The following is a 23,248-nucleotide window of genomic DNA, read 5'->3' on the forward strand; positions in this document are numbered from 1 at the left end:
ATCGCCTTTCGCCATACGATTACTGGCAATTCTGGCGTAACACGGAAGACGCTGATGTCGTTCGGTTCCTGAAGCTTTTCACCGATCTGCCGATGAACGAGATCGAGCGATTTGGACAGGCTGAAGGAACCGAGCTAAACGCCGTCAAAGAACGTCTCGCCAACGAAGCTACGGCCCTGGCACATGGAACTAACGCCGCCAAACAGGCGGAGGCCACGGCTAGCCAAGCATTTGGGCAGGGCGAAGCCGCAGAGGGGCTACCGACGCTTCATTTAAATGACGCCGAGGGCTTGGCCGGAGTAGCCCTTGTGGATTTGCTGGTACGCGCCGGATTGACCTCCTCCAAAGGGGAAGCGCGAAGGGCGATCTCGGGACGAGGTGTGCGGATCAACGGCAACGTCGTCGAGGTGGATACAATGATATCGTCCCAAGACCTCCCGATCCGGCTTTCGCTCGGCCGGAAGCGCCACACTGTTGTGAAGTAGGGTTTCAGCAAATGCTGTCGCAGAAATTCTGCCCGCTTAGCGGATATTGCAGACATTCGCGTCGAGTTCCCTGAGGAATGTCGATAGACATTCCTCAGGGGTAGTTAGAGCCGGGCAAAGGCAGCAAACTGGCCGGGTGGGTGATTGGCTACTATATTGCGTGATGCATTAACATGTAGGAGGTCGAGCAGCATTGTCACGCTTCCATGCGGCAATGGGCGGGCCGTTTCCTTTGATGTGATCGGCATTGACGGCGACCGCACACAAGGTGTCCACCTATTTTGGTGACGCCTCATGCATCAGAGCACTCAACAGTAAAAGGTGCGGGGAAATTCGCGCTTACTAATTAACTGCCAAGCGACACACGTTTCGCGCGCGGATCTGCAGATCATCTTGCGGCGCGCGGCATTGATGCTCAGAAACGTCGCCGGCGTGCCGCTGGAACCGGCCACCGAGGACGCTCTCAACGCCATTGCTGCCGAAATGGAAATCGGCCGGGCGGACCTCATTCAGATCGTGCTGCGGGAATGGTTGGAAACGAACGCCTATCTGCCCGTGCGCGAAATCGATGAGGAGAATGAAACGGACGGGAGCGCGTAAATGCAAACTTCCGCGATCACGCTATGCACGGCGAAGCTGCGACTCATCTATCGCTAAGGCGCGGCGGACCTGATGGCCTGTCGTATTCGTCGATGGCCATGGTTCGAGCGATAGGAACGCGGAACGCCTCCGTGGCGCCCCGAATGTCGTCATCATATACGGCTTGTACGCGTCCCCAACTGCCGCAGCTTTCATCGGCTGCGCACTTCGCCATCCGGACTTGAGACAGTGCCGGCTCTGCTTCGGTGCAACGTCCGCGATGGCGGCTCGATTCCTGGGCCAAGACTCCATTTTCGGGCGGCAATTCCAGCACCGACCTTGACCGAGTCATGCCGCATATCTGTTGGATGTCGCATCGTCGTAGCCCCGCTAAGCCGACCAGGCCTCCCGACCGCCGGATCGATAATGATGATCGCCTCTGGAGAATTGTTCTTGCTGTCGAGCGCGATGGTCTCCACCGTCTTGCCGTGCTCTATTTCCGCTCAGTCATGAGCAACGCCAGCCAGCCTGTCGACACTTTCGACGAGGTCCCGTGCCTTATCTGCATCGTGTGAAGGCTTTGTGGGTTCGCTCGGGCCGCGCCATCCCCAGCCTATCTTCCTTCACGCCCAACAGCGAAGCATCCAATGCTAATTCGTGAAGCGTCGAGAAAACAAAATTTGACTGGCAATCAAGTTTCTGTGGCGCGACCTTTCGTGGATGCGACAGCCAAACAGCCTGACTTCCCCACTGGGAATGCTTGCTGCCTCGACCTCTCTCCGGCCGGCCGAACGCCCTTTGCGGTGCCGGCCGACACGTTCCGTGCCGGTGCCGGAGCCGAGGAGAGCCCGAGGCCTTCACCACCATCAATCCGCTATATGGGCCATGCGCTCAACAACGCGCTGCAGGACACAGGACGTGCCGTCCCACAGGGATTATTGAATCCCGTTAGGATTTAAACGCCATTTCCAATCGCAGCCATCCGCTGAACGCAGCTATCGCCGTCGACGCGAACATCGAACAGAACCGACCCTGCGGTTTTTTCCGCAGCGTCAGCCACACGATCGCAGAACGGTCGATTGAGGTAACAGGCACAGCAATAATCGTGTTGGGGAACAACGGAGAACTTAGATGCGCGTCGGTAAACGGGGACACCGCCCTTTTGGTGGCGGAATTGGCTGCGTGGAATGCGTCTCCGCTGAGTGAGTGCGCATTTCGCAAAAACGGGACAGTCGTTCCGCTAAATCGCGGACATATACTCGCCACTGAATTCGCAATCTGCCGGTTCGACTGGCAGGAAGAATGTGACTCGCGAAATCGTCCAAGAATAATTCCGAGACTCCTCATTTGGTCGCCATGAGATCGCGCTCCAGTTCCGCAATGCGCACGCACTTGCCGAGCGTCGTCCTGACGCAACGCCTTGATCCATCCTCGCCCGCGCATAAGTCTTCCTGCCAACACCCAACCGAAAAGCCATGCGGATTCCTAATTTCCGGCAAGCCGAAACGCTTGTGGAAAAGAAGCGCGGCGCTCGGGAGGACGAATGAAGCGATATTACAAGGTTGTTCGTCCTATTGGCCATCTTGGGCTGTGATGTTATGGGCAATCTGTTCGAGGAGCGCTCCAACGGCTTGGGCATGCCGCGGACAAGCGAAGTAGCGCCCGCCAAGAGCGCAGTTGCGATGTAGGCATCGGGAGGGCGATTGGTGCGTGGATAGTCAGCCCTGGCCTATTGTCGATTGTGCCAGCCGGCGCGCATTTTGCAGGCATGGTGGCGCAGCATGTTGAATTGGCGTTGTTTGAGCAGTCACTCGGCAATATCGAAGGCCTGCATCGGCCGTTCTGTGATCGTGTGGCTGACGCTGCGGAGAAAACCGCAGGATCGGTTCTTTTCGATGTTCGTGTCGACGGCGATATTTGCGTTCAGCGGATGGCCGCGATTGGATATGGCGTCACCGGCACAGCAATAATCGTGATGGACAAGTACGGACAACTTAGATGCGCATCGGTAAACGGGGACACCGCCCTTTTGGTGGCAGAATTGGCTGCCTGGGATGCGTCTCCGCTGCGTGAGCAAGCGAGGGTTGACCACCGCGGAACGGCCATCATCCTGCTAGCCAAACTTCGGAGCTCTGGTCACTTCGCCCGGTTCTAGCCGGCTGAGCGCCGCTTCCTACCTTGGGCTAAGCAGATGGCGCGGCGGCGATGAGGCACCAGCGCGCGAATCCCCGCCAGCAGCAGCCGCTCCGCAGTGAGACCCAGCTTCGTTCCCGTCATCAAACTGCTCACGTTGAACGCCGGCGCGACTGGCTCCGGGCGGAGATCGATCCGAACTACCTTGGGGTCGCCTTCGGCCTTGCGACCGGGCTTGCTGCTCGCAGAAGCAGCGTCAGTCTTCGGTGCGCGAGTAGTCGGGCTTCAAGACGGTCAAGCGCTATCGGCGTCTGCCACCGAAGACGTCCGGCGTCGTGCGTGTACGGCGGAGGCTGAAATCTCAGGGATGGAAGGACCCAGCAGCCAATGCAGGCGGTGTCCCATCAGATTCCATAGGACATGAATTGTCATCGACGTGCTTTCATGATTGCTGGGGTCTATGTCACGTCGTCGCTTGCTACCCGAAAAGAATTTCCCGGGCTACGCATACCTGCCTGGCAAACATCCGCATCCGGTTCGCGACCCGCTGGGTCACAGTTACCAAAGCGACCCGGGGACCGTTGTTGCCGTCGAGGAATCACTCAGCTCAAACGCGTTCCGATGGGGTATCGACCTTTTCAATCACGGCTATTACTGGGAAGCCCATGAGGCTTGGGAGCCTCTTTGGCACGCTGCGAAACAAAGCACTCAGCATCGCCTTTTCTTCAAGGGACTGATCCTGTTGGCGGCGGCCGGGGTGAAAATCCGCGAGGGAAAGCGGGTCGCTGCCGCGCGCCATGCGGCGAGAGCTGCAGCGCTTTTTCGTCGGCTGGCGCCTCTGCCGAGCCGGCCCTTTGAGGCCGCACTCGGAATGACACCTGCCGCGCTCGCGGTACACGCCGAAACGGCCACAACTTTCCCGGCTGTTTTGCGAGAGCCGATGCCTGGCCAGCCTGAGCCCGTTTTCTATTTCATTCTCGCCCCTAAATCCGAGGGCGTCTGATAGGCAAGTGCACTGCCGGCCCGTCATGGACAGTTCGACACGGGCAGCTTCAATCCTGGTGCGGTTGACCTACGGCACAGCCCGGCGCTGGCGGAGCACCCATGGCAGGCGCCGCTTCCATCGTTCACCTCTCGGCAAAGCAACATTTTTCTCCCACCGCTTTTTCTGGCGGGTCCGTCTGTCTTCAGTCGGTGGGTTCGATGCCTTCGGAACCGGCGCTTTCTCAACCGTCGGCTGCTTAGGAAGCGATCCGTCGGGAATGGTCACGTCCTTGGCATCGGGGACCCCTTGACCAACGGCGGCCATGGGCCGAGAACGGATATCTTTACAAGGAAGAATCGGCACTTCAGCGATCTCACCTTCAGTCTTCGCTTCCGCGATATCGTTCGCGATGGCGGCCAGGTCGATGCCGCCCCAGATTGACTGTGGCCGCTTCATGAGCCCACGCTTCTGTTTGATCTCGACGACAAAAGGTCGCTGCTGCTTCATAGTGCTCTCGGCGGATTTGGGGGAGTGCGAATGTCGTCTAGGCCGATCGCACGCTTTCGTCCAACCGCCCCCATGCATTTTCCAACCATTTTCGAAGACGTTGCTATCGGCCAAGCCACGACTAAAGCGGCTCACCGCCGGAGCCTAGGCCCAGGCTCCCGATCTGATGTCTTGCCGTCAGCATGACCGCCATAATGACCATATCGCCTACGCAGTCGCCTTTAGTAGGCCCATCGCGAAGCCGCAGAATATTCAAAATGCAATGAGGATGGCCGCCACCTTTTCCATGCTCGCATGTTCCCGAGTAAATCGACCCGTCCAACGCATTTTTTGAATCGGTCACCTGCGACTGATTATGCTGCTGATGGTCCGCATGCCGGATGTCATGGGTGGCCGGGCACAGATTGCACTCGCAAGCGCTCGGCAATCCCAAAGCTGCACTTGGTGCACATCGCATCGGCTTCCCTCCACCGATCAACCCTTAGAGTGGGTTGAGAAGTCGCAACAGGTGGCGCTGACGAGGCTTGTTCCGCAGCCCTCGTTGTCGTTGATCCAGACGCTGGGTGGCGCATGAGGAATCGCGCAGCGATCACCCATAGGTCAGCTTTGCTGCGCTCGATTTTGTCGATGATCAGATCGGCCCCCTTCTTCGCGAGAGTGGGCGCTCTAATCAGCCTCGAACAAGCCTGATCCTGGTCAATCTCACGCGCGCCTGCCAGATTGTAGAGCCTCTTGCGGGTGTTTTCTACAACAACCACCAGGGTCATCAGATCAAGCAGGAAGTCGTCGATCGCTTGGGCGGTTGTTCCTGACTCACCTTTGAACTGATCCAGCAAAACGCTCGCATGATCGATCGCATCCGCACTGGCCGGAGTGATTAATGCTTCGACTCCTCTTGACGATGGCGATCGTACGAGGTGCCGGCCCCCGACTCCTCATTGCAAGGTTCACCACGTGGTGCGTTAAGTTTCGTCTGCCTTTGCGACTGCCGCTTGGTCGCGGCCAGTCCACTGGCTCCACGATGCGCCTACCACGGCGTGTCGCTCCGGGCCTTGCGGTCTTTCGCATTTGCTGCGTTATACTATGAACCGGCCCGGCATGATCGCCGAACCAGAACGTTTGCAAACTTTACAAGGAATACGCGTATGGCGACTGGAACCGTGAAGTGGTTCAACAGCACCAAGGGATTTGGATTTATCCAGCCCGACAATGGCGGTCAGGATGTTTTCGTCCACATTTCCGCTGTCGAACGCGCGGGCCTCTCGACCCTCGCTGACGGCCAGAAGATCAACTATGAGATCGAGCAGGACCGCCGCACTGGCAAGTCTTCCGCTGGCAGCCTCAGCAAAGCTGGCTGATTTTTCTCCTGCCCCCGGCAAGAGCCGGAAGGACGCGGCAAGTCCGGATGTACTGACGGCCGCTAGACAAGAGCGGGCGAGAATAGGGTTCGGCGCAGCACATTGCTGGCGGAGGCGCTTCTTGTGAAACAAGGATGTTTGCAGTTGAAGGCGGGCTGTCCCCGCCTTCTCGTATTCTGCGCAGATGCCGACGGTAGCTGCGCGCTCCAGCACGAACCTCGATTGCCGAAATTCTAAGCTGCGACCTTCTTGCGGGTCCGCTTCGCCGGTGCCGGCTCCGGCGTTTCCGGCTCTTTCGGTTTGCGGCCGAGCCCCATCGTCTTGGCCAAAGTCGAGCGTGCGGCAGAGTAATTCGGCGCGACCATGGGATAATCTGCCGACAGGCCCCATTTGGCGCGATATTCATCTGGCGTCAGGCCATGGTGGGTCGACAGATGGCGCTTTAGCGATTTGAACTTCTTGCCGTCTTCAAGGGAGATGATGTAGTCCGGTGTCACCGACTTCCTGATTGGGACAGCAGGCGTAAGCGCAACCGGCTTTTGTGCGGTGACGCCTGCAGCCGTGCCTTTCAGCGCCGCGTGCACTTGGCCGATCAGGGCAGGGAGATCCCCCACCGGGACCGGATTGTTGGAGACATAGGCTGAGACGACATCGGCCGTGAGCTCGATGAGGGTGTCAATGTTTTTTGCGGCTTCTTCTGTCATGAAATTCTCCGGGCAGCCTGAAACACAGTCGGCGAAGCGTCGCTTCATAGTGGCGGTCGCCGCTGAAAGCAAATACAGCCCGGCAGGACTATCGCGATGCTCGTCGGCGCCGAGGACCATAGCGCTGCATCCGCCGTCGTGCGCGTGTTGATCTGCGCGCTGTCGGCCGGGCAAAACGAAGCGCCAAAGATGTTTTGCGCCCTCCATGAAGCCCCAAGGTCGTCCTTCCGCAGCTCACGAAGCCCTTACGGATGCGGTAGCTAGGCTTCGGTTCTTGACTTTCGATGTGACCTGCGCCCCGGCCAGCGCGCCCTCGGCAGGCGCTACGAACTCGAATAGGGTGGTTGAACCGATGCTGAGCATCACGGTAATTCAAGCACAAGCTTTGCCTGTTAATCCTGTGGTCACAAACGACCTTGATGGCCAACAATGCGAAACCCGATGTGCGCGCCGCACGGTCTTGAGCTTTTTGCAATTCATCCCTCACCTGGGTCGAACCGCTCAGAAGATGCGCATATCGCCTCGAGCGGGCGCTTGCGGGTCATGATCGCGATGGTGTCTTAGCTACGATGTTTCCCATCCTTGGTTAGGCTGTCGAAAAGAACAATCGCTCTTCGATCACTTACTTCCGGAGCCCGATGTCATGATGAAATATCCAGACGTTAAACCAGGTCTTAAAGAAGAAGTGCCCTGGTCTGACAGCCTGACCAGCTACGACCGTCAGCACTTCACGACCTACCTGAGGCTCCTGGATGCAGGTGCCGACGAGGCAAGCTATGAGGAGATGGCGCAGGTCATCCTCGGCATCGATCCGGTGCAAGAGCCGGAGCGGGCCCGGAAAACTGTGCGAAGCCATCTCGATCGGGCGAACTGGATGGTGACGACCGGTTACAAGGAATTGTTCGCCGGATGAGGGCGAACAGGCGGCGACACGCTCCGCCTGTTCAGATGTGGTTACGGCGTCCGCGAAAAGAGCGGTCTCACGGTCGGGGCTGCGGGAATTAGGTTCAAATTGAAAGACCTCAGTTCTTTGCTCCATCATGACGATCGACCAGATGGCCGGCGACCGGTGCGAGCACCAGACCCGCCACGCTGGACGACAGCAACACGAGGCCAACCAAACCCGAACCGCCAACATGAAAAGCCAACCATGCAGGCAGGACAATTCCGACGCCAACGATAACGAAAGAAGCCGATGAAAAAGCTATAAACAGCGGGTCTTTCGAATCGTCAAGCGAGACACTTTCCCGGCTAGCTTTCCGATGAAGATAGCGGTGAAGGAGAAGTCTTTCCGCAATGGGAAGCACAACGCGCAGTGGTCGATGACGTTGCGTGAATATGCCAAGCCGCTGCACAAGAGGCCGATCGCCGAGATCGCGCGCGACGACGTGGTCGAGACGCTGAAGCCGATCTGGGAGAAGATACCAGAGACTGCTGACCGCCTCCGCATGTGCATTGCAGCAGTAATGGGTTACGCGAAGGCGAGGCGGCTTTCAACCCTGCCGACTGGCGGAGAGGCCTGAAGGATATGCTTCCGGCTCGACAGAAGCTCACGCGCGGGGCAGCCACGTCTCTTTCTCGTACACTATTGATTTTGATGGCGGAAGCCGGGGGGTTCCCGAAGCCCGTTTCGCTATCCGAACGACGTAGTGCATATATGCGTGCCGAGGTCGAAGAGTGGATTGATAAGCGTATCGCCGCGAGCGCGGCAGCATGAGCCACAATGCCGAAACTGTTGCGAAATGTTTATGCTTTGGAAGGCTACCGAGAAGGCGTTCCTGCAGCATCTTCTGATCCGCTTGATAGAGGATGTTCCGGACTTCAATAGGGAAAAGTTCGCAACCGGCTTGCACCTACTGCAAGAGGAGTGGCCCATCGACCGAACAGACAAAGATCGAGAAGCGCAGGGCTTAGTCAGCATCCGCTTTCCTTGGCGAATTGATTGAAATGACAGCAATGCGCATAATCTAAAGGTGTCCAAGCGACCCGATGGCGGCTTCGCCGTTTTCGCGCCGAACGCTCATGGTGGGCGCGTCGTCACGTTTTCTCGTTCTCTTGTTGCCGAAATTGCCAGCGCCGCTGTTGCCGCGCTCATGGAGCCGACGCCGAATGACCGCACCCACACTGAAGCAAAAACGTTCCTCGACCTTATCAACAATGGCGACGCAGAGAGGCTGGCCAGTTTTCACTACGGCAATATGGCCAGGACAGGCGGATCGATCATGGTTGCGCCGGAAGACGTGGCCTGGGACCACTACACGTTCAAGCGCGAACTGTTACACCCGCGACCCGACAACGAACCTGCAGATATCAGTGAGGCCCTCCGCTGGTGCGTTGTGGTCGACAACATTCCAGAATGTGACGCCGACACGGCCGGGATTATTTACATCGAGAGAGAGACGCCCTTGATGAGAAAGTTCTCAGGGCGGCTATCAGCAATGTCGTCAAACCAGGTCATCTTGAAGCGGGACTTAGGAGGATTGTCGTTGTAAGTCTCGGCCGATTTGGAACACCGCATGAGCGCGCCAAGACCAAGTAAAAATTTTAGCATGATCGTCCTCCTTTCAATGGAGAAACCAATGCGGCGGGCAGATAGTTCCACAGGTCCGGAACAATGCTCACTAGCGCTCGTTGCCTCTGATCGATGGGCGAGGAGCGCGGAGATATGGCCGTGAAGAAAAAGAGCGACGATAGCCGCGTTAAGAAGGGCGCAGAACTTGAGGTAGAGCACCTTACCGAAGTCACGGACCTATCGGCCAAACAGGCGCGCACATTATTGCGGAAGCACGGCGCTGACTGGCAGAAGCTCAAGGACGAAGCCGAAGATTTAAAGGATGACGACTGACTACCCGTCCCGCGCATTGCGGAAACGGACTACCCGGCCTGGCCGGTTTCTCGAATTGGGATGACCACCCATGACAAAGACCACCCGCAAGGAAATACTAGAAGCAACAGACGCCTTCGTGAAGGCCAACCCGGCGGAGAAGCGCACCGCTGTACGGCTTCGTTTTCGTGGCGGTCGGCCAGCTTGGAATTGGCTGAAAAAGCACGACGGGAAGGGGGCCGCCGCATTGTGGCTCATCGTTCGAGAGCGCCTTCCGCAGGCCGCCAACGACAACCTGCCCACTGACGCGGGACTGCATGTCGACCGGAGCCGAAGGGACGGCAGGCCAAGAGGGAAGAATCCAGATCCACGTTCGTTGGATCCCTGCATAGCGCTGCCGTCTGCCCAACCGCGGCTCGGCGATGCCGAACCGGAACCGGCACGAGCAGGCAACTGGGATGCGGTGTCGCCAGGTGTCTCTATAAAATCGCAGGAGTGGATACATCCCGACGCAGTATTCACGTCGGCAACTTGCTTCAGCTTCCATCCTCCAGAGATCGCACCTGGCGCATTCTTTCTGGGTGCAATAGGCGGACTAGGCCAGCTTAAGTTGGGCAGGAGTCGTGGAGACGTACGGCTGGCTGGAACTGCCGATCCGATCACCCCACCGGCCAATATCGATACTGTCATCGAGGTCATCTTAGCAGGCGGCAACGTTGCTGAGGTCGGCAAGGCTTTCGGCGCTAAAGGCGGATATGCAGACCGTCGCGGAGGCGCTGAGCTATTGGCGGCTGGCAAGTGGGCGAAGTTGGCGGTGGCGAATGACAACCCGAGAATCAGGGCCGCTTAGGGACGTGTGCCAAATCGTGGCCCCAAAAACCTAAAGGGGCAACAGCAACGAATGGGGCGCTTCGGCGTCCCACCCGCTTTGGGCCCTACGCCTCGTCATCGTCAGGCGCAACCCGTCAATCTGGCACCAGAGGCGGGAATTATTGCGCGCGTTCCGGCCAGGCTGCGTGCGCTCACCGTCCAGCCTTCAGGGCTGCGACGGTGTTTTTTTTAAACCATCGCAATCACGAATTTCCAAACTCAAGGATCAAATATGCCTACGACAAAACCAGCCGTAGCCGCCATTGTGCGGCGTATCGGCTTCGATGAAGGGCGCGTGGGCGCGGTAGCCCGCATACTCACGGACGCCGCTGTTCTGCCGCCCGGTGCGCCTGGGACATCTCCAGATCTCAGCCCGCAAGACGTGGCGTCACTCATGCTTGGCGCGGCGCTGGACGTGCCTTTGCGTGCTGTTGTTGACGCGGTGCGCGATTACCGCGCCCTGCGCCGTGAAGGCGTTCCTGATGGCGCGCCATTTGCTATCAGTGTTGCCACAACTGGTGAAGAGCTAGACGTCCTGGCCGAGATCGCTGCAACTGGCTCGCCAGAGGCGAAAGCACGGGCAGCAAAGACCATCATCACCGTAGTCACTAGTTGGCCGGAAGTCGTGCCGATCGACCGGATCGACACCCGACGCTTCAGCGCGGGCGCGCCAAGTCACTGGCAGGCCTCTCGCCATCGCAAATCTGTCGAAATCAATGCCGCCGCGCTTGTCGAGGTCATCAATGAACTTTTTGGAGACCAGTAAAATGTCAAAAGCTGACCTTTCGTAATGCCCGAATTGACCGATGTCGACCCGGAATTCGCAAAACTCGAACGGCAACTTCAGGACCTAAACTCCCAAAAATGTTTGGCCGATCGCGAGCTTGCGAGCCTGCGTGAAGAACTGGCCGAAGCGCGCGGTCCGTCCATTCCGTCCAGCGTTGCAGCCCTGCTTGGTGATGAACCCGACTCGGCGACGGGAAAACGGCAGCGTGCCGCCGAACTGAGCAAGTTGGTCGGCGATCTTATGGTTGCCATTGACATCATTTCTAAACGTCTGCGGGAGCGTCGCGACATACGGCAGCCGTGCTGCTGTCGCGCGCCGCCGCATTGGAGGCCGCGATGGTGCCGCTTCGCGAGTTGGAACAGTTGCGCATAGATTTGGAAGCTCACGATGCATCAGGTCATTTTCAATGGCCGCACGGGAATCTTTCGCATTTTTCCAGCGCGTTCTGCGCGGCTGTGCGCAAGGGAGTGTGAGTATGGAACGGCGAGAATACGAAACCGCCACGGATAAGGGGCGCCCTGGTCAACGTCTGGTGAGACTGCCGGGCGATAAACAGCACACCAAGCGTGGTGACAGCGCAAAGGTCATCGCGCGCCGCATTGCGCTAGACAAAGCGGAGAAGCGCCTGCAGAGGCTGACGAATGGCTGAGTATCGGGCTACGCCATCCAATAGAGCCAACCCGCGACTATCGCGGGTCTCTTCGTTGAACAGTTTGCGCGCGGATCTTTCGACAAGTCATTGCTCCACAATCCTGACGTGGCGGCTCTGTGGTCGCATGACAGCAGCCGGCCACTTGGGTGTGTTGGCCGCCGCGACAGCAAATATCGCAGCGGCCGGTCCACCCGCCGAGCAAGTCATATTCTTCCACCATGTAGCTCTTGATCTTCAGCCAACTGCCGTGCCGCCAACCGGCTTCCATGGATGCAGGTCAATTCACGATTTGCTGAAACGCGCTGTTTCCGCCCGGGTGGAGCTAGCCTGTCAGTTTAGTGAAGTCGTGGCGCCGCGCACGAACATGTGCCAGCAAATTCGTTTCGTTTACGACCCCTGATTGAAAGAGATTCAGCGTGGTCGAGGCCAGAATCTGACCGTCTATCGAAGTGCTGTACCATTTAGCGTCGGCGGTTATTTGGTCGACAACCCGCTGGCAAATCGCCCGATCTTTAGGTCTAAGGAACTGACTTTTCAGCGCTCGTAGCATCTCGATGCCTTTAAAGGGGAGTCACTTGTCTCCGACGCGACACCCATGCGCGGGTCTCCGGACAATGGATACTAAACGCATCAAGACAGAAAATTGCCATTCGTTTGAGCGGTACCGATGCAGGGCGTTGGCATCGGTGACGTGGTTGCGGCCGCGGTACGGAGGGGGTCACTGACAACCGTATCAGCGATACACGCACTTCCTTAGCGGGCGGCCCAGCAGCTTGGGTTAGGGGGGCCGCTGGGCCTGACCAGCGAGCGTTCGGGAACGCTCGACTGGCTGGTGGTATTTTAGATAAATCTAATATAGTCGAACCATGCGAACGAAGTACGCGGCGGTAAGAAAGTGGCTGGCGTCCGATTCACTTACCGCGCGCTTTTGCCTTGGGTTCTGGCGAGCTTTCGGACGGGTTTGCAGCCAATTTTGCAGATCGCCGATCTGTTACCCACAGGGACTTTTTCCTCGTCAACAAATCGTCACGATCGCCCTCAGCGGTCGCTCGGCTATGCATCGCAGCTATGGCGTAGTCGGCTCTGTTGGTTCGATAGTCTTCTTTTTGGACAGTCATCGTTTGCTCCCAGTTTCATAGCCCCTCTTTTGCCCTGGCGGGGAGATTAACTGCCGGTGCATTACGCGAGTCAATCGATGAAACGACCACTCCGCAGTCGCGAGGGCGGGGAGCAACCCGACAATTTTTAACGTTGGAACGGCTTACAGACTGCAACACAGCCGCCCTTTCGTCGGGCTGCGTTCATCGCGTTCATGTTGCCCTTCAGCTCGCCGGTCTTGGCTTCACGTACCTTGATGTCGTGTTGTCGCATCATGCTGCCAACCGGCAAGCCAAGCCAAAACACGCCGTCCACGTCACGGCGGGCGGTTCTGTCTTGTACGGCCATTATCGGCGCGAGGTCGGAACTCGTTCGGTAAAGTTCGGCTTCCAACTGGCTGCAGGACTTGCCCGCGTATACGCTGGACGAAACCAGCATGGGCTTGATGTCGGCTGGGCGAGTAGCGCAGCCCGACAAAACGCTGATGGCTACAAACGCACGTAACTTGATTCATGCTTCCCCCCAAAATGCCCGCGGCGAGCAGGCGCTGAGGGCAGGACGAAGTCTATGTGCTTGACGGCATGCGGAATATATTCCTATTCTGCGGGATGCCGCACCCTCGCCGACACGAAGCCGTTTCCGAATATCACCTCGCCAAAATTGAACGACAGGCGTGGCGCCTTGTCTCTGTCGGTCGGGGCGACGCTTTTGGACCTCAAAGTGTCCGCTGCCGACCTCGGCCTGCGGGTTGGTGAACCCGTTGAAATCATCGTTGATCTGATCGCCGCACAAAGCCTTCAGATCATCGGCAGCATCACGGTGTCATCCGGGGTGGCGCACAACGAGAGCAACACGGTCAACCCGGCAGTGGCGGGCGGGCTGGGCTACATGAGCGTTGGGCTGACCGTCACGCCGACCCAGAACGATGTCACGTTTGGCACGAGCCTGCTGGTTCGGCTCAACATCGCTGCCGGCGTCGGTGCGAATGCCTGTTCGTGCTCGGCTGGGCTGTCCAGAAGGCCAAGTCACGCCTGACCTACATCGGCGGGGCTCTCCAATCTGCGGCCATGGTGGCGGAGGATGCGCACCCGAAGCTTAACATCGACCCGTTCTTCCGCATTGCGGCCAGCGGCGTCACCAACGACTATGCTGGCAACCCCCTGATCGGAGCATCGGCTGGCGGGTTTCCTCCTGTTCTGGTCAACGCGCCGGCAGGCTCGCCCTTCGGCACCAGGCCATCAAGCTGCCGGCCGGCCACGCTGCACGACATCAAGACGCCCGTAGCCGAAGCAGGGTTGACGGTGGGAGAAACTGTCTGGTGTATCTTCGCCTTCATGGCGGGGAGTGCCCAGTCCATCCAGTTCATCCACTACATTCCGGTGTCGTCCGGGGTGACCCAGACCGTTCAGATAACCAAAACGGTCAATGGCCTGACGTATATTTCGCTGCCCATCGTGGTCACCCAGAACGACGTTACCTACGGCCTTAATCACCAGCTCCGCATCCTTCCGACAGGGGCCTTGGCCGCGGATGCCTACCTTCCCGGCTGGGCCATCCAGAAGGCACCGGGCCGGCTGATCGATAACCATGGCCGGTTTGACAAACTGGCCAAGGACGTTGCCTCCGTGCCGGCCTCGCAGTTCGCCGGCAAGATCGGTGCGCACTTCGGCGATAGCATCATCGAAAGTGTCATCTGGCCGGGCATCACGCCGACCGCCAAGATTGCCCAGCGCACCGGCATGACGATCACCAACTGCGGCGGCGGCGGTACCCGCATGGCCAACCATGCTGCGAACTATGACAAGTTCTCGTTTTACCGGCTGGCCGATGCCATTGCCTCCGGTGATTTTTCCCAACAGATAGCCGCAGCAACGGTCATCGGAGGCACCTTTCCAGCGATTGCAGCGCGCATGGCATCGGTGGATTACAGCCTGCTGGATTACCTGATCCCCTCGTTCGGCACCAACGACTTCACCGGCGCCGGCCCGACGTGCCCCATCGGCACCAATGCGGACATAACCGGGGCGACCTTCAAGGGAGCCATCAACTACGGCATCCAGACGATCATGACCGCCCGGCCGAACCTGAAGCTCATCTTCACGACGCCGATATGGCGGACGCTGGACGGCACTGCGGGAGGAGCGGGAAGCCAGCTGATCGACTACGCCAACGCCATGCTTGAGGTCTGCGCCCTAAACAGGGTGCCAGTGGTCGATCTGTACCGCCGCTTCATCATCAACCAGTTCAACTACGTTCATTGGATGGGTCCTGGAGACGGAACTCACCCCAACAATCTTGGACAGGACCTGATCGGCGGCATGATGGCGGCGGGGCTGTTCGACAACTTCTAAGTTGCGCCTAGACAATCTCGGCGCGGACGAAATGCCATGACGCCGTGTTAATGATCGTGTCCGGGGTGTAGGGATTGGTGAGTTTCACTAGCGTCCCATCAACTTCCGCGACCGTCCAGACGCCAGTTTCGTCGCTCCAGTCGCCCGGAACGGCTACAATCATGGTGATGCGGTAATCTCTTCCGATTTCGAACATTCGGCCCTCCCCAGTTTTTGGTTCGGGGCAGAATGCGCGCGTGCTTGGGCCGGCGCAAGCGTCACCGACCTCGCAGGCGCGGATGGCGTCGACCAGCGCGACAACCGCGCCACGGGCCAGGTGGATGCCATCCTCGACGTGATCTCGAGCAACCTTTTCACGGCGATGGCAAATCTACCCTAGTGGAAGTCAATCTTTTTCGACGGCTGCGCGGTGTGGCTTTTGAGACTGATGAGCGCAGGCGTGTCGATCTTCGACGCTATCCGCCGGGCCAGTTCCCGCAATTCGAAAAAGCCGTCAATACTCATCAGGCTCAACGGTGTGCCTGACGAAGTATCCCACCGCAAAGGTACTTTGTCTTGCCTGTACGAAGATCCGTTCATCTCGCAAATGGCGTCGTAAATCGCCTGTGCGATCGACATTTCGGCCCGGATACGCTCTGCGTCTTTTTGGCTGTTCATAAGAATTTTTCCCCAAACCACGGTCCCCCTTAGCCGCTTTAATTAGGTGTCGCTAGATCACGCGGATGTGACACGTCGGATAAAATCGATTGATATGGCCGAGGGAGCGCACGCGGTTTTCTTTGGTCTTCGCCGTGTTGAGCGCCATGCAAGACTCGTGCCGCGTCCATCTTGATCGCAGCGTTGAATGGGCACTATTCGCAATGTATATTGCGCCCATGAGCACTGCAGCTGACAACAATTTTTTGCTGCCGCCTCCGGCTCCAGCGTATCTGCCGGCGCGCGTCATCGGCGACCCCGAAGAAGGCGGCGTAGTGGTCAGCCCGCTTCCGGATCCCGAGGTCGCAGACGAAGCGCCAAGCGAGCCCTACCTCACCCCATACGACAATAAACGCGTCGCCATGTATATGTGGCTGCTGGACGCCGCCTATGACGACGAGGATTGGCGCGTGGTTGCCAGGACTGTGCTGCATATCGATCCCGAGAAGGAACCGAAGCGGGCGCACCGAGCCTGGGAAACTCATCTCGCCCGCGCCCGGTGGATTCTCAAGGAAGGGTACAAGTTCCTGTTCCCGAGCCCCACGACTCACTGACGAGTCTGTCCGTTAGGGCCGAAATTGGGGCCGCAAGAAGATACCGACAAAAGGGTTAATGAAATCAAGGGCATCTGGCGGAGGGAGTGACCGTCCGGCTGTTTTTTCGCGCCGACGTCATGCCTTTTCTTCGCACCGGTTAAAGGTTTTGGTTCCCTGGACCAGGAAACATCGATGGGGCTCGCGGTCACCCAGGTGAAGCCACCGCATCCACCATGCGCATCAAGCGCACTGGTCAGTCGACGCGACAATACACGAGACCCGCCGCGCAGTGCCTCCAGTTCTTTGAGACTGGCACTGATGAAGGCAAGTGCCTCGCCGCGGTTGGGAACCGGTCCCTTCTTCATAGCACGAACCCTGCTGCCACGAATTGACCCCAACTTAATTAAACGCGCTCTCATGGGTGAAAGTGACTGTCAGCATTGGAGGCGCGGAAATTTCTCCCAATGCAGATGCTCAGGACGTCCTTCGCACTGCCGGACGGTGCCTTTTTGAAGCGAAACAACATGGACGAAATCGTGTTTCGTTCGTCTATGACGCCGCCATGTTGCGGGTCGTGACGCCCTAACCTACCGCTGGCCCAGCCCTGACGCTGGCAGAGTATCGCGAGAATGGGGCCTGCCTTCCAACCGATTGCGGATGCACCAACAACCCGGCCACGTTCGACGTTTCACAGCCTGGGGCCTATTTTTCAGGTAACCGGCAATTCGTTGGAGTCCGTTCTCCAAAGTGACGCAAAAAGGCCCGCCCCATTGTCTGGAGCAGGCCCTTTGACTTGCGCGGTACTCAGAACCTTGCCGCTTCGCGAAAGATAATAGCGAATGGTAAACATCGACTGAACGTCCGTGCCGCTTCGGTGGCCTTGGGTTAGGTGCGGCCTGTCCTTGTTGCTGGGCGAGATCGGGGCGGCTGATGCCGGCTCAGTGCGACGCGGATTCCGTGCAAACCCCAACAATGCTGCCCCCGCATCGATCACCGCAAGCAGATTGGCCAGCTAAATGTCATCAACTGCAGGGCAAATTCGTTGCTCGCCGGCCGACAAATGCTGGGAGGCACTGCATGCGCGCACTCGGGGACCTGCGGTGAGAGATTGGCGCCCGGCCGCGATTGATCAAAGTTGGGCCTACGGACCGAGTGTCACCGCTTGCGATCGTAACATTGCTGCGATCCGAATTTACTCTTTGGCTCGCGCCCAAGCTGGACGCTCAAGAATGCCGCGTCTTCGCCGATATCCTGACGCTTCAGCCCGGCGACCGGTGGCGCAGGGAAATCTCACGAACGCGAGCCGGATCGCGAGCCAGACCGAAGATGAGCTTTCCACCTCTGCATGATACCGGAGTCTGGGCCCGTTGGCGCAGATGGAAGTCGATCCTGATGTACGATGATACACTTCCCGTGCGTCGAGATGGGCGGACTCGAAATGAGGCCGCAGTTCGTCAACGACACCGTTGTCGCTCGGGATTGCCTGCTCGAACAGCAGATGTCCGTAATCGGCCGTCAGGCTTCGAGCTCCTTCGGCTGACTTTTGAGGGCGGCGATGAGTAGCCCCAAAAGAGCCTTCCGCCACCGGAGCAGGAGCGAGAAGTTGTATCCGGCGGGGGCCAGGACGGCGTCGCCCTGCTGGCGGGCGAGGTAGTTGCGGCCAGCTTCTTTCGCTTCGCGCCACCAACCTTCGACCAAACCGGTGCCGTGACACCCGTTCCGAGAACAGGCGAGCCGCGCGCCGGTCCATATGCCGCGAAGGACAGACGAGCCAACATCCCGAAACTTGCTTACGTCGAACTCGCGGGAGACCGGCACCAGGGGGCCTGACACCAAGTCCTCGAATGCCCTCGATGTGTGTTCAAGATCCTAGGAAGTTCTCTCCTTACCACTGGAAGACAGCTCGTCCAGCCGCATCTGAACAGGAGGCCGGTGCTCAATCAGTGCCGCGCAGGATGTGCCCGATTGACAGGCATCAGGGAAGCCCAGGTCCTTAGTCCACAACGCTGTGACGAGCGCGACAACCGCGGCGGGGTTAGCCAGCTCACAGTTCAAGTCGATGGCTCAACTGTTGCATGGGGAGAGCTCTTACTTCTCATTCGCTCCAAATGCGGACGCGGCGCACGAGCTCGGAAGTTGAGATCCCGTAGCGATCGTGAAGCGTCGGCAGCGCGCCAGCGTCGAGGAACTCGTCGGGCAGGGCGATCTGCCGAAAGACTGGGGCAACTCCCTCCCGCATCAGCAGCGCGGCGACACCTTCGCCCAGCCCGCCGATGATGGTGTGGTTCTCGGTCACTATCATTAGCCGTCCCGGACGGCGCGCCGCGGCAAGTATCGTCTCCGTGTCCAGAGGCTTGATCGTCGGAACGTGCAGAACGGCGCAGCCGATCCTGTCGGCTTCAAGCGCCTTCGCCGCCTCCAGCGCGCGCATGGTCATCAGGCCGCTGGAAATGAACAGCACATCCTCACCCTCGCGCAACAGGCGTGCCTTGCCGATTTGGAATGTGTAATCGTACTCGTCGAGCACGACAGGGACCTTGCCGCGCAAAAGCCGCATGTAGACCGGCCCGTTGTAGTCCGCGATCGCCTCCGTGGCCTGTTCGATGTCGAGCGCGTCGCAAGGGTCGATGATCGTCAGGTTCGGCATCCCGCGGAAGATCGCGATGTCCTCCGTCGCCTGGTGGCTGGGGCCGTAGCCGGTCGTCAGCCCCGGTAAGGCGCAGACGATCTTCACATTGAGTTTCTCCTCGGCGATCGCCATGCAGATGAAATCGTAGGCCCGCCTCGATGCGAAGACGGCATAGGTCGTCGCGAAGGGCGTGAAGCCCTCCCGCGCCAGGCCGGCGGCGGCGCTCATCAGCACCTGCTCCGCCATGCCCATCTGATAGAAGCGGTCCGGATGCTCCTGTGCGAAGACATGGAGATCGGTGTATTTCGCGAGGTCTGCCGTCATTCCGACGATCCCGGGCCGCTGGTGCGCCAGTCTGGCCAGTGTGTGCCCGAACGGCGCATTGCGTGTCGGTACGCCATCGGGCGCGATCGACGCGATCATCGCCGATGTGGTCTTGCGCTCACCGGCATTGGCGGCGTGGCGCGGCGCGAACTTTGACAACCTCAACGCGGACGTCCCTTTTCCAAAGCTTCGAGCGCTAACGTCCATTCGTGCGGTTCGACGCGGATGAAATGCGTGATGTCGCGGGTTTCCAGGAATGGCACACCCTTGGCCATGCGCGTATCGCAAACGATCACACGCGGACGAGGTTCCTTCAGGCCGCGCGCCATGTCGAAGGCCTTGCGGACCGCCTCGATGTCGTTGCCGTCGACGCGCTGCGCATGCCAGCCGAACGCCTCGAACTTGTCGGTCACCGGTTCGGAGGAGAGCATGGCCGTCGACGGACCATCGGCCTGCTGATTGTTGAAGTCGACAATGGCAATGAGATTGTCGAGCTTGTGGTGGGCGGCCGACATCGCGGCTTCCCAGGTCGAGCCCTCACCGAGCTCGCCGTCGGACAAAAGATTGTAGACGAAACTGTCGCTTCGCTTGCGCGTCAGCCCCATGCACATGCCAACGGCAATGCCAAGGCCGTGACCGAGCGAGCCGCCGGTGATCTCCATGCCGGGCGTGTATGGCGCCATGCCCGACATCGGCATACGGCTTTCATCGCTGCCATAGGTTTCGAGCTCTTCCTCCGGCAGCACGCCCGCTTCGATCAGAGCCGCGTAGAGCGCGATCGCATAGTGTCCGATCGACAGCAGGAAGCGGTCGCGTCCCTCCCACAACGTGTCCTCCGGCCGGTAGCGAAGCGCATGGAAATAGGCGACGGCAAGCACGTCGGCGACACCCAGCGCCTGTCCGACATAACCTTGGCCCTGGACTTGGCCCATTCGCACGGCATGTCGGCGGATACGATAGGCTCGTTCGGCCAGGCTGACATTGCTGCCAGCGCGAGGCATCTCAAGATCCGTTATCCTCTCAGCCATGGATCAGCATCCCACCGTTGACGTCGATCACGGCGCCGGTGATGTAGCTGGCCAGATCGGACGCCAAAAAGAGATAGGCGCCAGCGACGTCGCGCGCATCCCCCAGCCGGCTGAGCGGGATTCCCTTGATGATGTCGGCGCGCATGGCTTCGGTCAGTTTGCCGCCGGTGATGTCGGTCTGGATCAGGCCCGGTGTGACACAGTTGACGCGGATGCCTTCGGGACCGAATTCGCGCGCCATGGCCTTGGCAAGCCCCAGAACACCCGCCTTGGCAGCCGAATAGTGCGGGCCACCGAAGATGCCGCCGCCGCGCTGGGCCGAAACCGACGACATGCAGATGATCGAGCCGCCGCCATTTTCGCGCATGTTCGGGATGAATGCCTGGCTGAGATGGAGCACGCCGCGTAGGTTGACATCGAGGATGCGGTCCCAGTCAGCCGCGCCGATATCCAGTGTCTTTGCGGGCTGCGTGATCCCGGCAATGTTGCACAGCACGTCGACCTTGCCGAAGGCTTCGGCCACTTCGGCAGCAGCCCTCTTGCACGCATCGAGGTCGGCGACGTTACAGGCGAGGCCAATGTGCTCGGGCCCAAGCGACTCGGCGGCGTCACGGGCCTGTTGCTCATCGAGGTCAAGAATAGCAATGCGCGCGCCTTGCTCCGCCATCAGCGTTGCCGTGGAGCGGCCTATCCCCCGAGGGCTCGCGGCCCCTGAAATCACCACGGCCTTGCCCTTCAGCAACATGTCGAACTCTCCTGCTATTTCTGTTTGCCGGTGATCTAAAGTCGGTAGAACCGGGCAGCGTTGTCATGGAACAGCGCGAGCCGCTCCTCGTGCGGGTAGGCGATCGTAATTTCCTTGAAGGCGTTCAAAATGGCGTCGAAGCTCGAGAACAGCTTGTCGACGGGGAAGTTCGTCGCGAACATCGAGCGGCCGACGCCGAAGGCTGCGATCGCCTCCTCGACATAAGGACGAATCGAGGCCGTGGTCCAAGTCCAGTCGCCCATGCCGAGGCCCGAGATTTTGCAGGCGACGTTCGGCGCTTGCGCCAACTGGTGCATGCCTTTTTTCCAGGCGCCAAAATGCTCGGCGCCGTCGACCTGCATGCCGGTGTGATTGAGAATGATCTGGACGTCGGGAAAGTCGCGCGCGAGTTCGAGGAACTCGCCCATCTGGGGATAGTAGAGCTGCAGGTCGAAGCTCAGCCGTCGCTTCGCCAGCTCCCGGAAACCACGCCGCCATTCGGGTGTCCGGCTCACCTCCGGCCGCGCCTGATATGTCTTAGCGGCGTCGGGATGGTAGTTCATCGACTGCCGAATGCCGCGGAAGTTCTGATGTTCCATGTGGCGGTCGAGGAGCTCGCCAACATCGGGTCTAGACAGGTCGGCATAGCCGACGATCCCATGCGGAAACCCCCGCTTGTCGGCGATCTCCTGCAGCCAGCGCGTCTCCCCAACCGGATCGCTGGGATCGAACCCCACATCCAGGTGCACCGATTTTACGAGGTTCTGGTTCTTGCCGTCCTCAAGATAGTCCTCGAGAAGGTAACTTTTTCGGATCGCCTCGTAGTCACCGAAGGCTGACGGCTTAACCCCGTCGGTCAGCCACGGATAAAAATTGGTCTCCAGATCCCACAAATGATGGTGCGGATCGATGAACGGCAGCTCGGCCACGGTCGGGATTCCTTGCTTGAGGTCTAGACCGCCGGCCAAGCCGGCGGGTCCATTGGGTGGCGGTCAGTTGCTCGGGGGAAAGACGCGGGCGATGACCTTCTTGGCCTCGGGACTATCAACCTTGTCGGCCGTAACAAGAGGCATGACCAAGGCCAGATCCTGGGTCACCGCCGCGCCCGTCAGTGCGTTGTAGACCTGTTGAGTTCCGTCGATGCCTTGGCCTACTGCCTCCTGGAAGAAGATGCCCTGGAGCGCTCCCTTCTTGAGCAGCGCGATCGTGGTCGGCGAGCCGTCGGCCACGGTGATGCCGATCTTGCCGGTGAGGCCCCGGGTCTCGACCACCTTGGCGGCGCCGGTGCCGGCTTCGTCATACATGCCGTAGATGGCCTTGATGTCGGGATTGGCGGTCAAGAGGTCGTTTGCCTGGGTGACGGCCTCGTTGATCGTCAGACCCCGCGTTTCCAGCATCTGGACGAGGTCGCAGCCGTCGGCGGCAAACGCCTCCTTGGCGCCCTTGAGGTATTTCTGTGCATTCTCCCGGTCCTGCGGCAGCGACAGCATGCCAACCTTGTTGCCGCCACGCTCCTTGGCAAGCTCGCAGGTGAATTTCCCCTGCGCCTTGCCGGTCTCATAGTTGTTCGCCGTGACCGAGGATGTGTAGTTGGTGAGGCCCGGCTGCGGCCCGATGCCGGCGAACGCGATCGGTACTTTCTGCTTCGCCAGATAATCGAGCAGCGGCGGTGTCGATGTCGAGCTAACGGGGCCGATCACAATGGCCGAGACACCTTTGGTGACGGCGGTCCTGGCATTGTCCATCTGCTTGGCGGGCGAATTCTCCGACGTGTACTCGACATAGTCCATGCCAAGCTCGTTGGCCTTCTCCTTCACGCCGTAGCCGACCCATTGCCAGTAGGAGATATCCAGCGATGGGGCGATATAAGCGACGGTCTTCTTGTCTTCAGCATATGATGCGCTGGACAGGCCGGACGCCGCCAATGCTGCAAGCAGGATTGTCTTCATTTTCATCT

At 59.3% G+C, this 23,248-nt stretch carries 30 protein-coding genes and 1 pseudogene; 18 read left to right on the plus strand and 13 right to left on the minus strand.

Going from position 1 to position 23,248, the window contains the following annotated elements; all coding sequences use genetic code 11:
- From NKI72_RS20675 to NKI72_RS20690, 4 genes are all read left to right on the plus strand, one after another.
- A partial coding sequence (locus NKI72_RS20675) for a S4 domain-containing protein (RefSeq protein ID WP_352850688.1) occupies positions 1-485 on the plus strand: 485 nt, incomplete at its 5' end.
- A gap of 321 nt (positions 486-806) precedes the next feature.
- A complete protein-coding gene (locus NKI72_RS20680) occupies positions 807-1,085 on the plus strand; it encodes a hypothetical protein (RefSeq protein WP_352451797.1) in 279 nt (92 codons plus the stop codon).
- 1,747 nt (positions 1,086-2,832) lie between these two features.
- Complete coding sequence (locus NKI72_RS20685) at positions 2,833-3,219, plus strand: hypothetical protein (protein ID WP_352451796.1); 387 nt, start codon at positions 2,833-2,835, stop codon at positions 3,217-3,219.
- Positions 3,220-3,657: 438 nt separating this feature from the next.
- Positions 3,658-4,200: a DUF309 domain-containing protein gene (locus NKI72_RS20690; protein ID WP_352451795.1), complete on the plus strand. Its 543-nt coding sequence runs from the start codon at positions 3,658-3,660 to the stop codon at positions 4,198-4,200.
- A 69-nt stretch (positions 4,201-4,269) separates the two neighbouring features.
- Here NKI72_RS20690 and NKI72_RS20695 read toward each other — a convergent pair whose 3' ends face one another.
- Complete coding sequence (locus tag NKI72_RS20695) at positions 4,270-4,689, minus strand: hypothetical protein (RefSeq protein WP_352850691.1); 420 nt, start codon at positions 4,687-4,689, stop codon at positions 4,270-4,272.
- 383 nt (positions 4,690-5,072) lie between these two features.
- On the minus strand, positions 5,073-5,525 hold the full coding sequence (locus NKI72_RS20700; protein WP_352451793.1) for a hypothetical protein: 453 nt from the start codon (positions 5,523-5,525) through the stop codon (positions 5,073-5,075).
- A 309-nt stretch (positions 5,526-5,834) separates the two neighbouring features.
- Here NKI72_RS20700 and NKI72_RS20705 point away from each other — a divergent pair, with 309 nt between their 5' ends.
- Positions 5,835-6,047, plus strand: coding sequence for a cold-shock protein (locus NKI72_RS20705; protein WP_023749661.1), 213 nt, complete (start codon positions 5,835-5,837; stop codon positions 6,045-6,047).
- A gap of 233 nt (positions 6,048-6,280) precedes the next feature.
- Here NKI72_RS20705 and NKI72_RS20710 read toward each other — a convergent pair whose 3' ends face one another.
- On the minus strand, positions 6,281-6,751 hold the full coding sequence (locus NKI72_RS20710; RefSeq protein ID WP_352690395.1) for a Ros/MucR family transcriptional regulator: 471 nt from the start codon (positions 6,749-6,751) through the stop codon (positions 6,281-6,283).
- 646 nt (positions 6,752-7,397) lie between these two features.
- Here NKI72_RS20710 and NKI72_RS20715 point away from each other — a divergent pair.
- The 10 genes from NKI72_RS20715 (at position 7,398) to NKI72_RS20760 (ending at position 12,115) form a co-directional block, all read left to right on the plus strand.
- Positions 7,398-7,664, plus strand: coding sequence for a DNA -binding domain-containing protein (locus NKI72_RS20715; RefSeq protein ID WP_031195313.1), 267 nt, complete (start codon positions 7,398-7,400; stop codon positions 7,662-7,664).
- A gap of 349 nt (positions 7,665-8,013) precedes the next feature.
- The gene (locus NKI72_RS20720; protein WP_352451791.1) at positions 8,014-8,274 is read left to right on the plus strand and encodes a phage integrase central domain-containing protein; all 261 of its coding nucleotides are present in this window, start codon (positions 8,014-8,016) and stop codon (positions 8,272-8,274) included.
- 5 nt (positions 8,275-8,279) lie between these two features.
- Positions 8,280-8,468, plus strand: a complete 189-nt coding sequence (locus NKI72_RS20725) for a helix-turn-helix transcriptional regulator (RefSeq protein ID WP_352451790.1) — start codon at positions 8,280-8,282, stop codon at positions 8,466-8,468.
- Positions 8,469-8,724: 256 nt separating this feature from the next.
- Positions 8,725-9,243, plus strand: a complete 519-nt coding sequence (locus NKI72_RS20730; RefSeq protein WP_352451789.1) for a hypothetical protein — start codon at positions 8,725-8,727, stop codon at positions 9,241-9,243.
- Positions 9,244-9,416: 173 nt separating this feature from the next.
- Positions 9,417-9,596, plus strand: coding sequence for a hypothetical protein (locus tag NKI72_RS20735; protein ID WP_031195317.1), 180 nt, complete (start codon positions 9,417-9,419; stop codon positions 9,594-9,596).
- A gap of 70 nt (positions 9,597-9,666) precedes the next feature.
- Positions 9,667-10,425, plus strand: coding sequence for a hypothetical protein (locus NKI72_RS20740; protein ID WP_352451788.1), 759 nt, complete (start codon positions 9,667-9,669; stop codon positions 10,423-10,425).
- A 252-nt stretch (positions 10,426-10,677) separates the two neighbouring features.
- On the plus strand, positions 10,678-11,211 hold the full coding sequence (locus NKI72_RS20745) for a hypothetical protein (RefSeq protein ID WP_352850695.1): 534 nt from the start codon (positions 10,678-10,680) through the stop codon (positions 11,209-11,211).
- A gap of 24 nt (positions 11,212-11,235) precedes the next feature.
- The gene (locus NKI72_RS20750; RefSeq protein ID WP_352451786.1) at positions 11,236-11,604 is read left to right on the plus strand and encodes a hypothetical protein; all 369 of its coding nucleotides are present in this window, start codon (positions 11,236-11,238) and stop codon (positions 11,602-11,604) included.
- A gap of 34 nt (positions 11,605-11,638) precedes the next feature.
- Positions 11,639-11,881 carry a hypothetical protein gene (locus NKI72_RS20755; protein ID WP_023722868.1) on the plus strand — a complete coding sequence of 81 codons (243 nt, stop codon included), beginning with the start codon at positions 11,639-11,641 and terminating at the stop codon, positions 11,879-11,881.
- A gap of 39 nt (positions 11,882-11,920) precedes the next feature.
- Entirely contained in the window at positions 11,921-12,115 is a 195-nt protein-coding gene (locus NKI72_RS20760; protein WP_352451828.1) for an HK97 family phage prohead protease, read from the plus strand.
- A gap of 1,014 nt (positions 12,116-13,129) precedes the next feature.
- Here the strand turns inward: NKI72_RS20760 and NKI72_RS20765 are convergent.
- On the minus strand, positions 13,130-13,420 hold the full coding sequence (locus NKI72_RS20765; RefSeq protein ID WP_352850697.1) for a hypothetical protein: 291 nt from the start codon (positions 13,418-13,420) through the stop codon (positions 13,130-13,132).
- Positions 13,421-13,663: 243 nt separating this feature from the next.
- Here NKI72_RS20765 and NKI72_RS20770 point away from each other — a divergent pair, with 243 nt between their 5' ends.
- A complete protein-coding gene (locus NKI72_RS20770) occupies positions 13,664-14,017 on the plus strand; it encodes a hypothetical protein (RefSeq protein ID WP_352707952.1) in 354 nt (117 codons plus the stop codon).
- Positions 13,978-15,333 (plus strand): SGNH/GDSL hydrolase family protein, encoded by a 1,356-nt coding sequence (locus NKI72_RS20775; RefSeq protein ID WP_352707953.1) that lies wholly within the window; start codon positions 13,978-13,980, stop codon positions 15,331-15,333. Before NKI72_RS20770 ends, NKI72_RS20775 begins: the two co-directional genes overlap by 40 nt.
- Before the next feature lie 7 nt (positions 15,334-15,340).
- Here NKI72_RS20775 and NKI72_RS20780 read toward each other — a convergent pair whose 3' ends face one another.
- Positions 15,341-15,529, minus strand: coding sequence for a hypothetical protein (locus tag NKI72_RS20780; protein ID WP_023722438.1), 189 nt, complete (start codon positions 15,527-15,529; stop codon positions 15,341-15,343).
- Positions 15,530-15,708: 179 nt separating this feature from the next.
- On the minus strand, positions 15,709-15,990 hold the full coding sequence (locus tag NKI72_RS20785) for a hypothetical protein (RefSeq protein ID WP_023722439.1): 282 nt from the start codon (positions 15,988-15,990) through the stop codon (positions 15,709-15,711).
- 218 nt (positions 15,991-16,208) lie between these two features.
- Here NKI72_RS20785 and NKI72_RS20790 point away from each other — a divergent pair, with 218 nt between their 5' ends.
- Complete coding sequence (locus tag NKI72_RS20790) at positions 16,209-16,583, plus strand: DUF2285 domain-containing protein (protein ID WP_352850699.1); 375 nt, start codon at positions 16,209-16,211, stop codon at positions 16,581-16,583.
- Here the strand turns inward: NKI72_RS20790 and NKI72_RS20795 are convergent.
- From NKI72_RS20795 to NKI72_RS20825, 7 genes and pseudogenes are all read right to left on the minus strand, one after another.
- The gene (locus NKI72_RS20795; RefSeq protein ID WP_352850701.1) at positions 16,577-16,930 is read right to left on the minus strand and encodes a hypothetical protein; all 354 of its coding nucleotides are present in this window, start codon (positions 16,928-16,930) and stop codon (positions 16,577-16,579) included. The two genes, NKI72_RS20790 and NKI72_RS20795, sit on opposite strands and share 7 nt — an antisense overlap.
- Before the next feature lie 1,150 nt (positions 16,931-18,080).
- A pseudogene (locus NKI72_RS20800) lies at positions 18,081-18,227 on the minus strand (IS5/IS1182 family transposase); the annotation flags it as partial.
- Between the two features lie 433 nt (positions 18,228-18,660).
- Positions 18,661-19,683 carry a transketolase family protein gene (locus NKI72_RS20805; RefSeq protein ID WP_502906380.1) on the minus strand — a complete coding sequence of 341 codons (1,023 nt, stop codon included), beginning with the start codon at positions 19,681-19,683 and terminating at the stop codon, positions 18,661-18,663.
- On the minus strand, positions 19,680-20,519 hold the full coding sequence (locus tag NKI72_RS20810; RefSeq protein WP_352453734.1) for a transketolase: 840 nt from the start codon (positions 20,517-20,519) through the stop codon (positions 19,680-19,682). Before NKI72_RS20810 ends, NKI72_RS20805 begins: the two co-directional genes overlap by 4 nt.
- A gap of 19 nt (positions 20,520-20,538) precedes the next feature.
- Positions 20,539-21,291 carry an SDR family NAD(P)-dependent oxidoreductase gene (locus NKI72_RS20815; protein WP_352850703.1) on the minus strand — a complete coding sequence of 251 codons (753 nt, stop codon included), beginning with the start codon at positions 21,289-21,291 and terminating at the stop codon, positions 20,539-20,541.
- Between the two features lie 35 nt (positions 21,292-21,326).
- Positions 21,327-22,220: an amidohydrolase family protein gene (locus tag NKI72_RS20820; protein WP_352850705.1), complete on the minus strand. Its 894-nt coding sequence runs from the start codon at positions 22,218-22,220 to the stop codon at positions 21,327-21,329.
- A 63-nt stretch (positions 22,221-22,283) separates the two neighbouring features.
- Positions 22,284-23,240, minus strand: coding sequence for a substrate-binding domain-containing protein (locus NKI72_RS20825; RefSeq protein ID WP_502908978.1), 957 nt, complete (start codon positions 23,238-23,240; stop codon positions 22,284-22,286).
- Positions 23,241-23,248 lie beyond the last annotated feature (8 nt).

The sequence above is a fragment of the Mesorhizobium sp. M0437 genome (genome assembly GCF_040321335.1).
Lineage (GTDB): Bacteria > Pseudomonadota > Alphaproteobacteria > Rhizobiales > Rhizobiaceae > Mesorhizobium.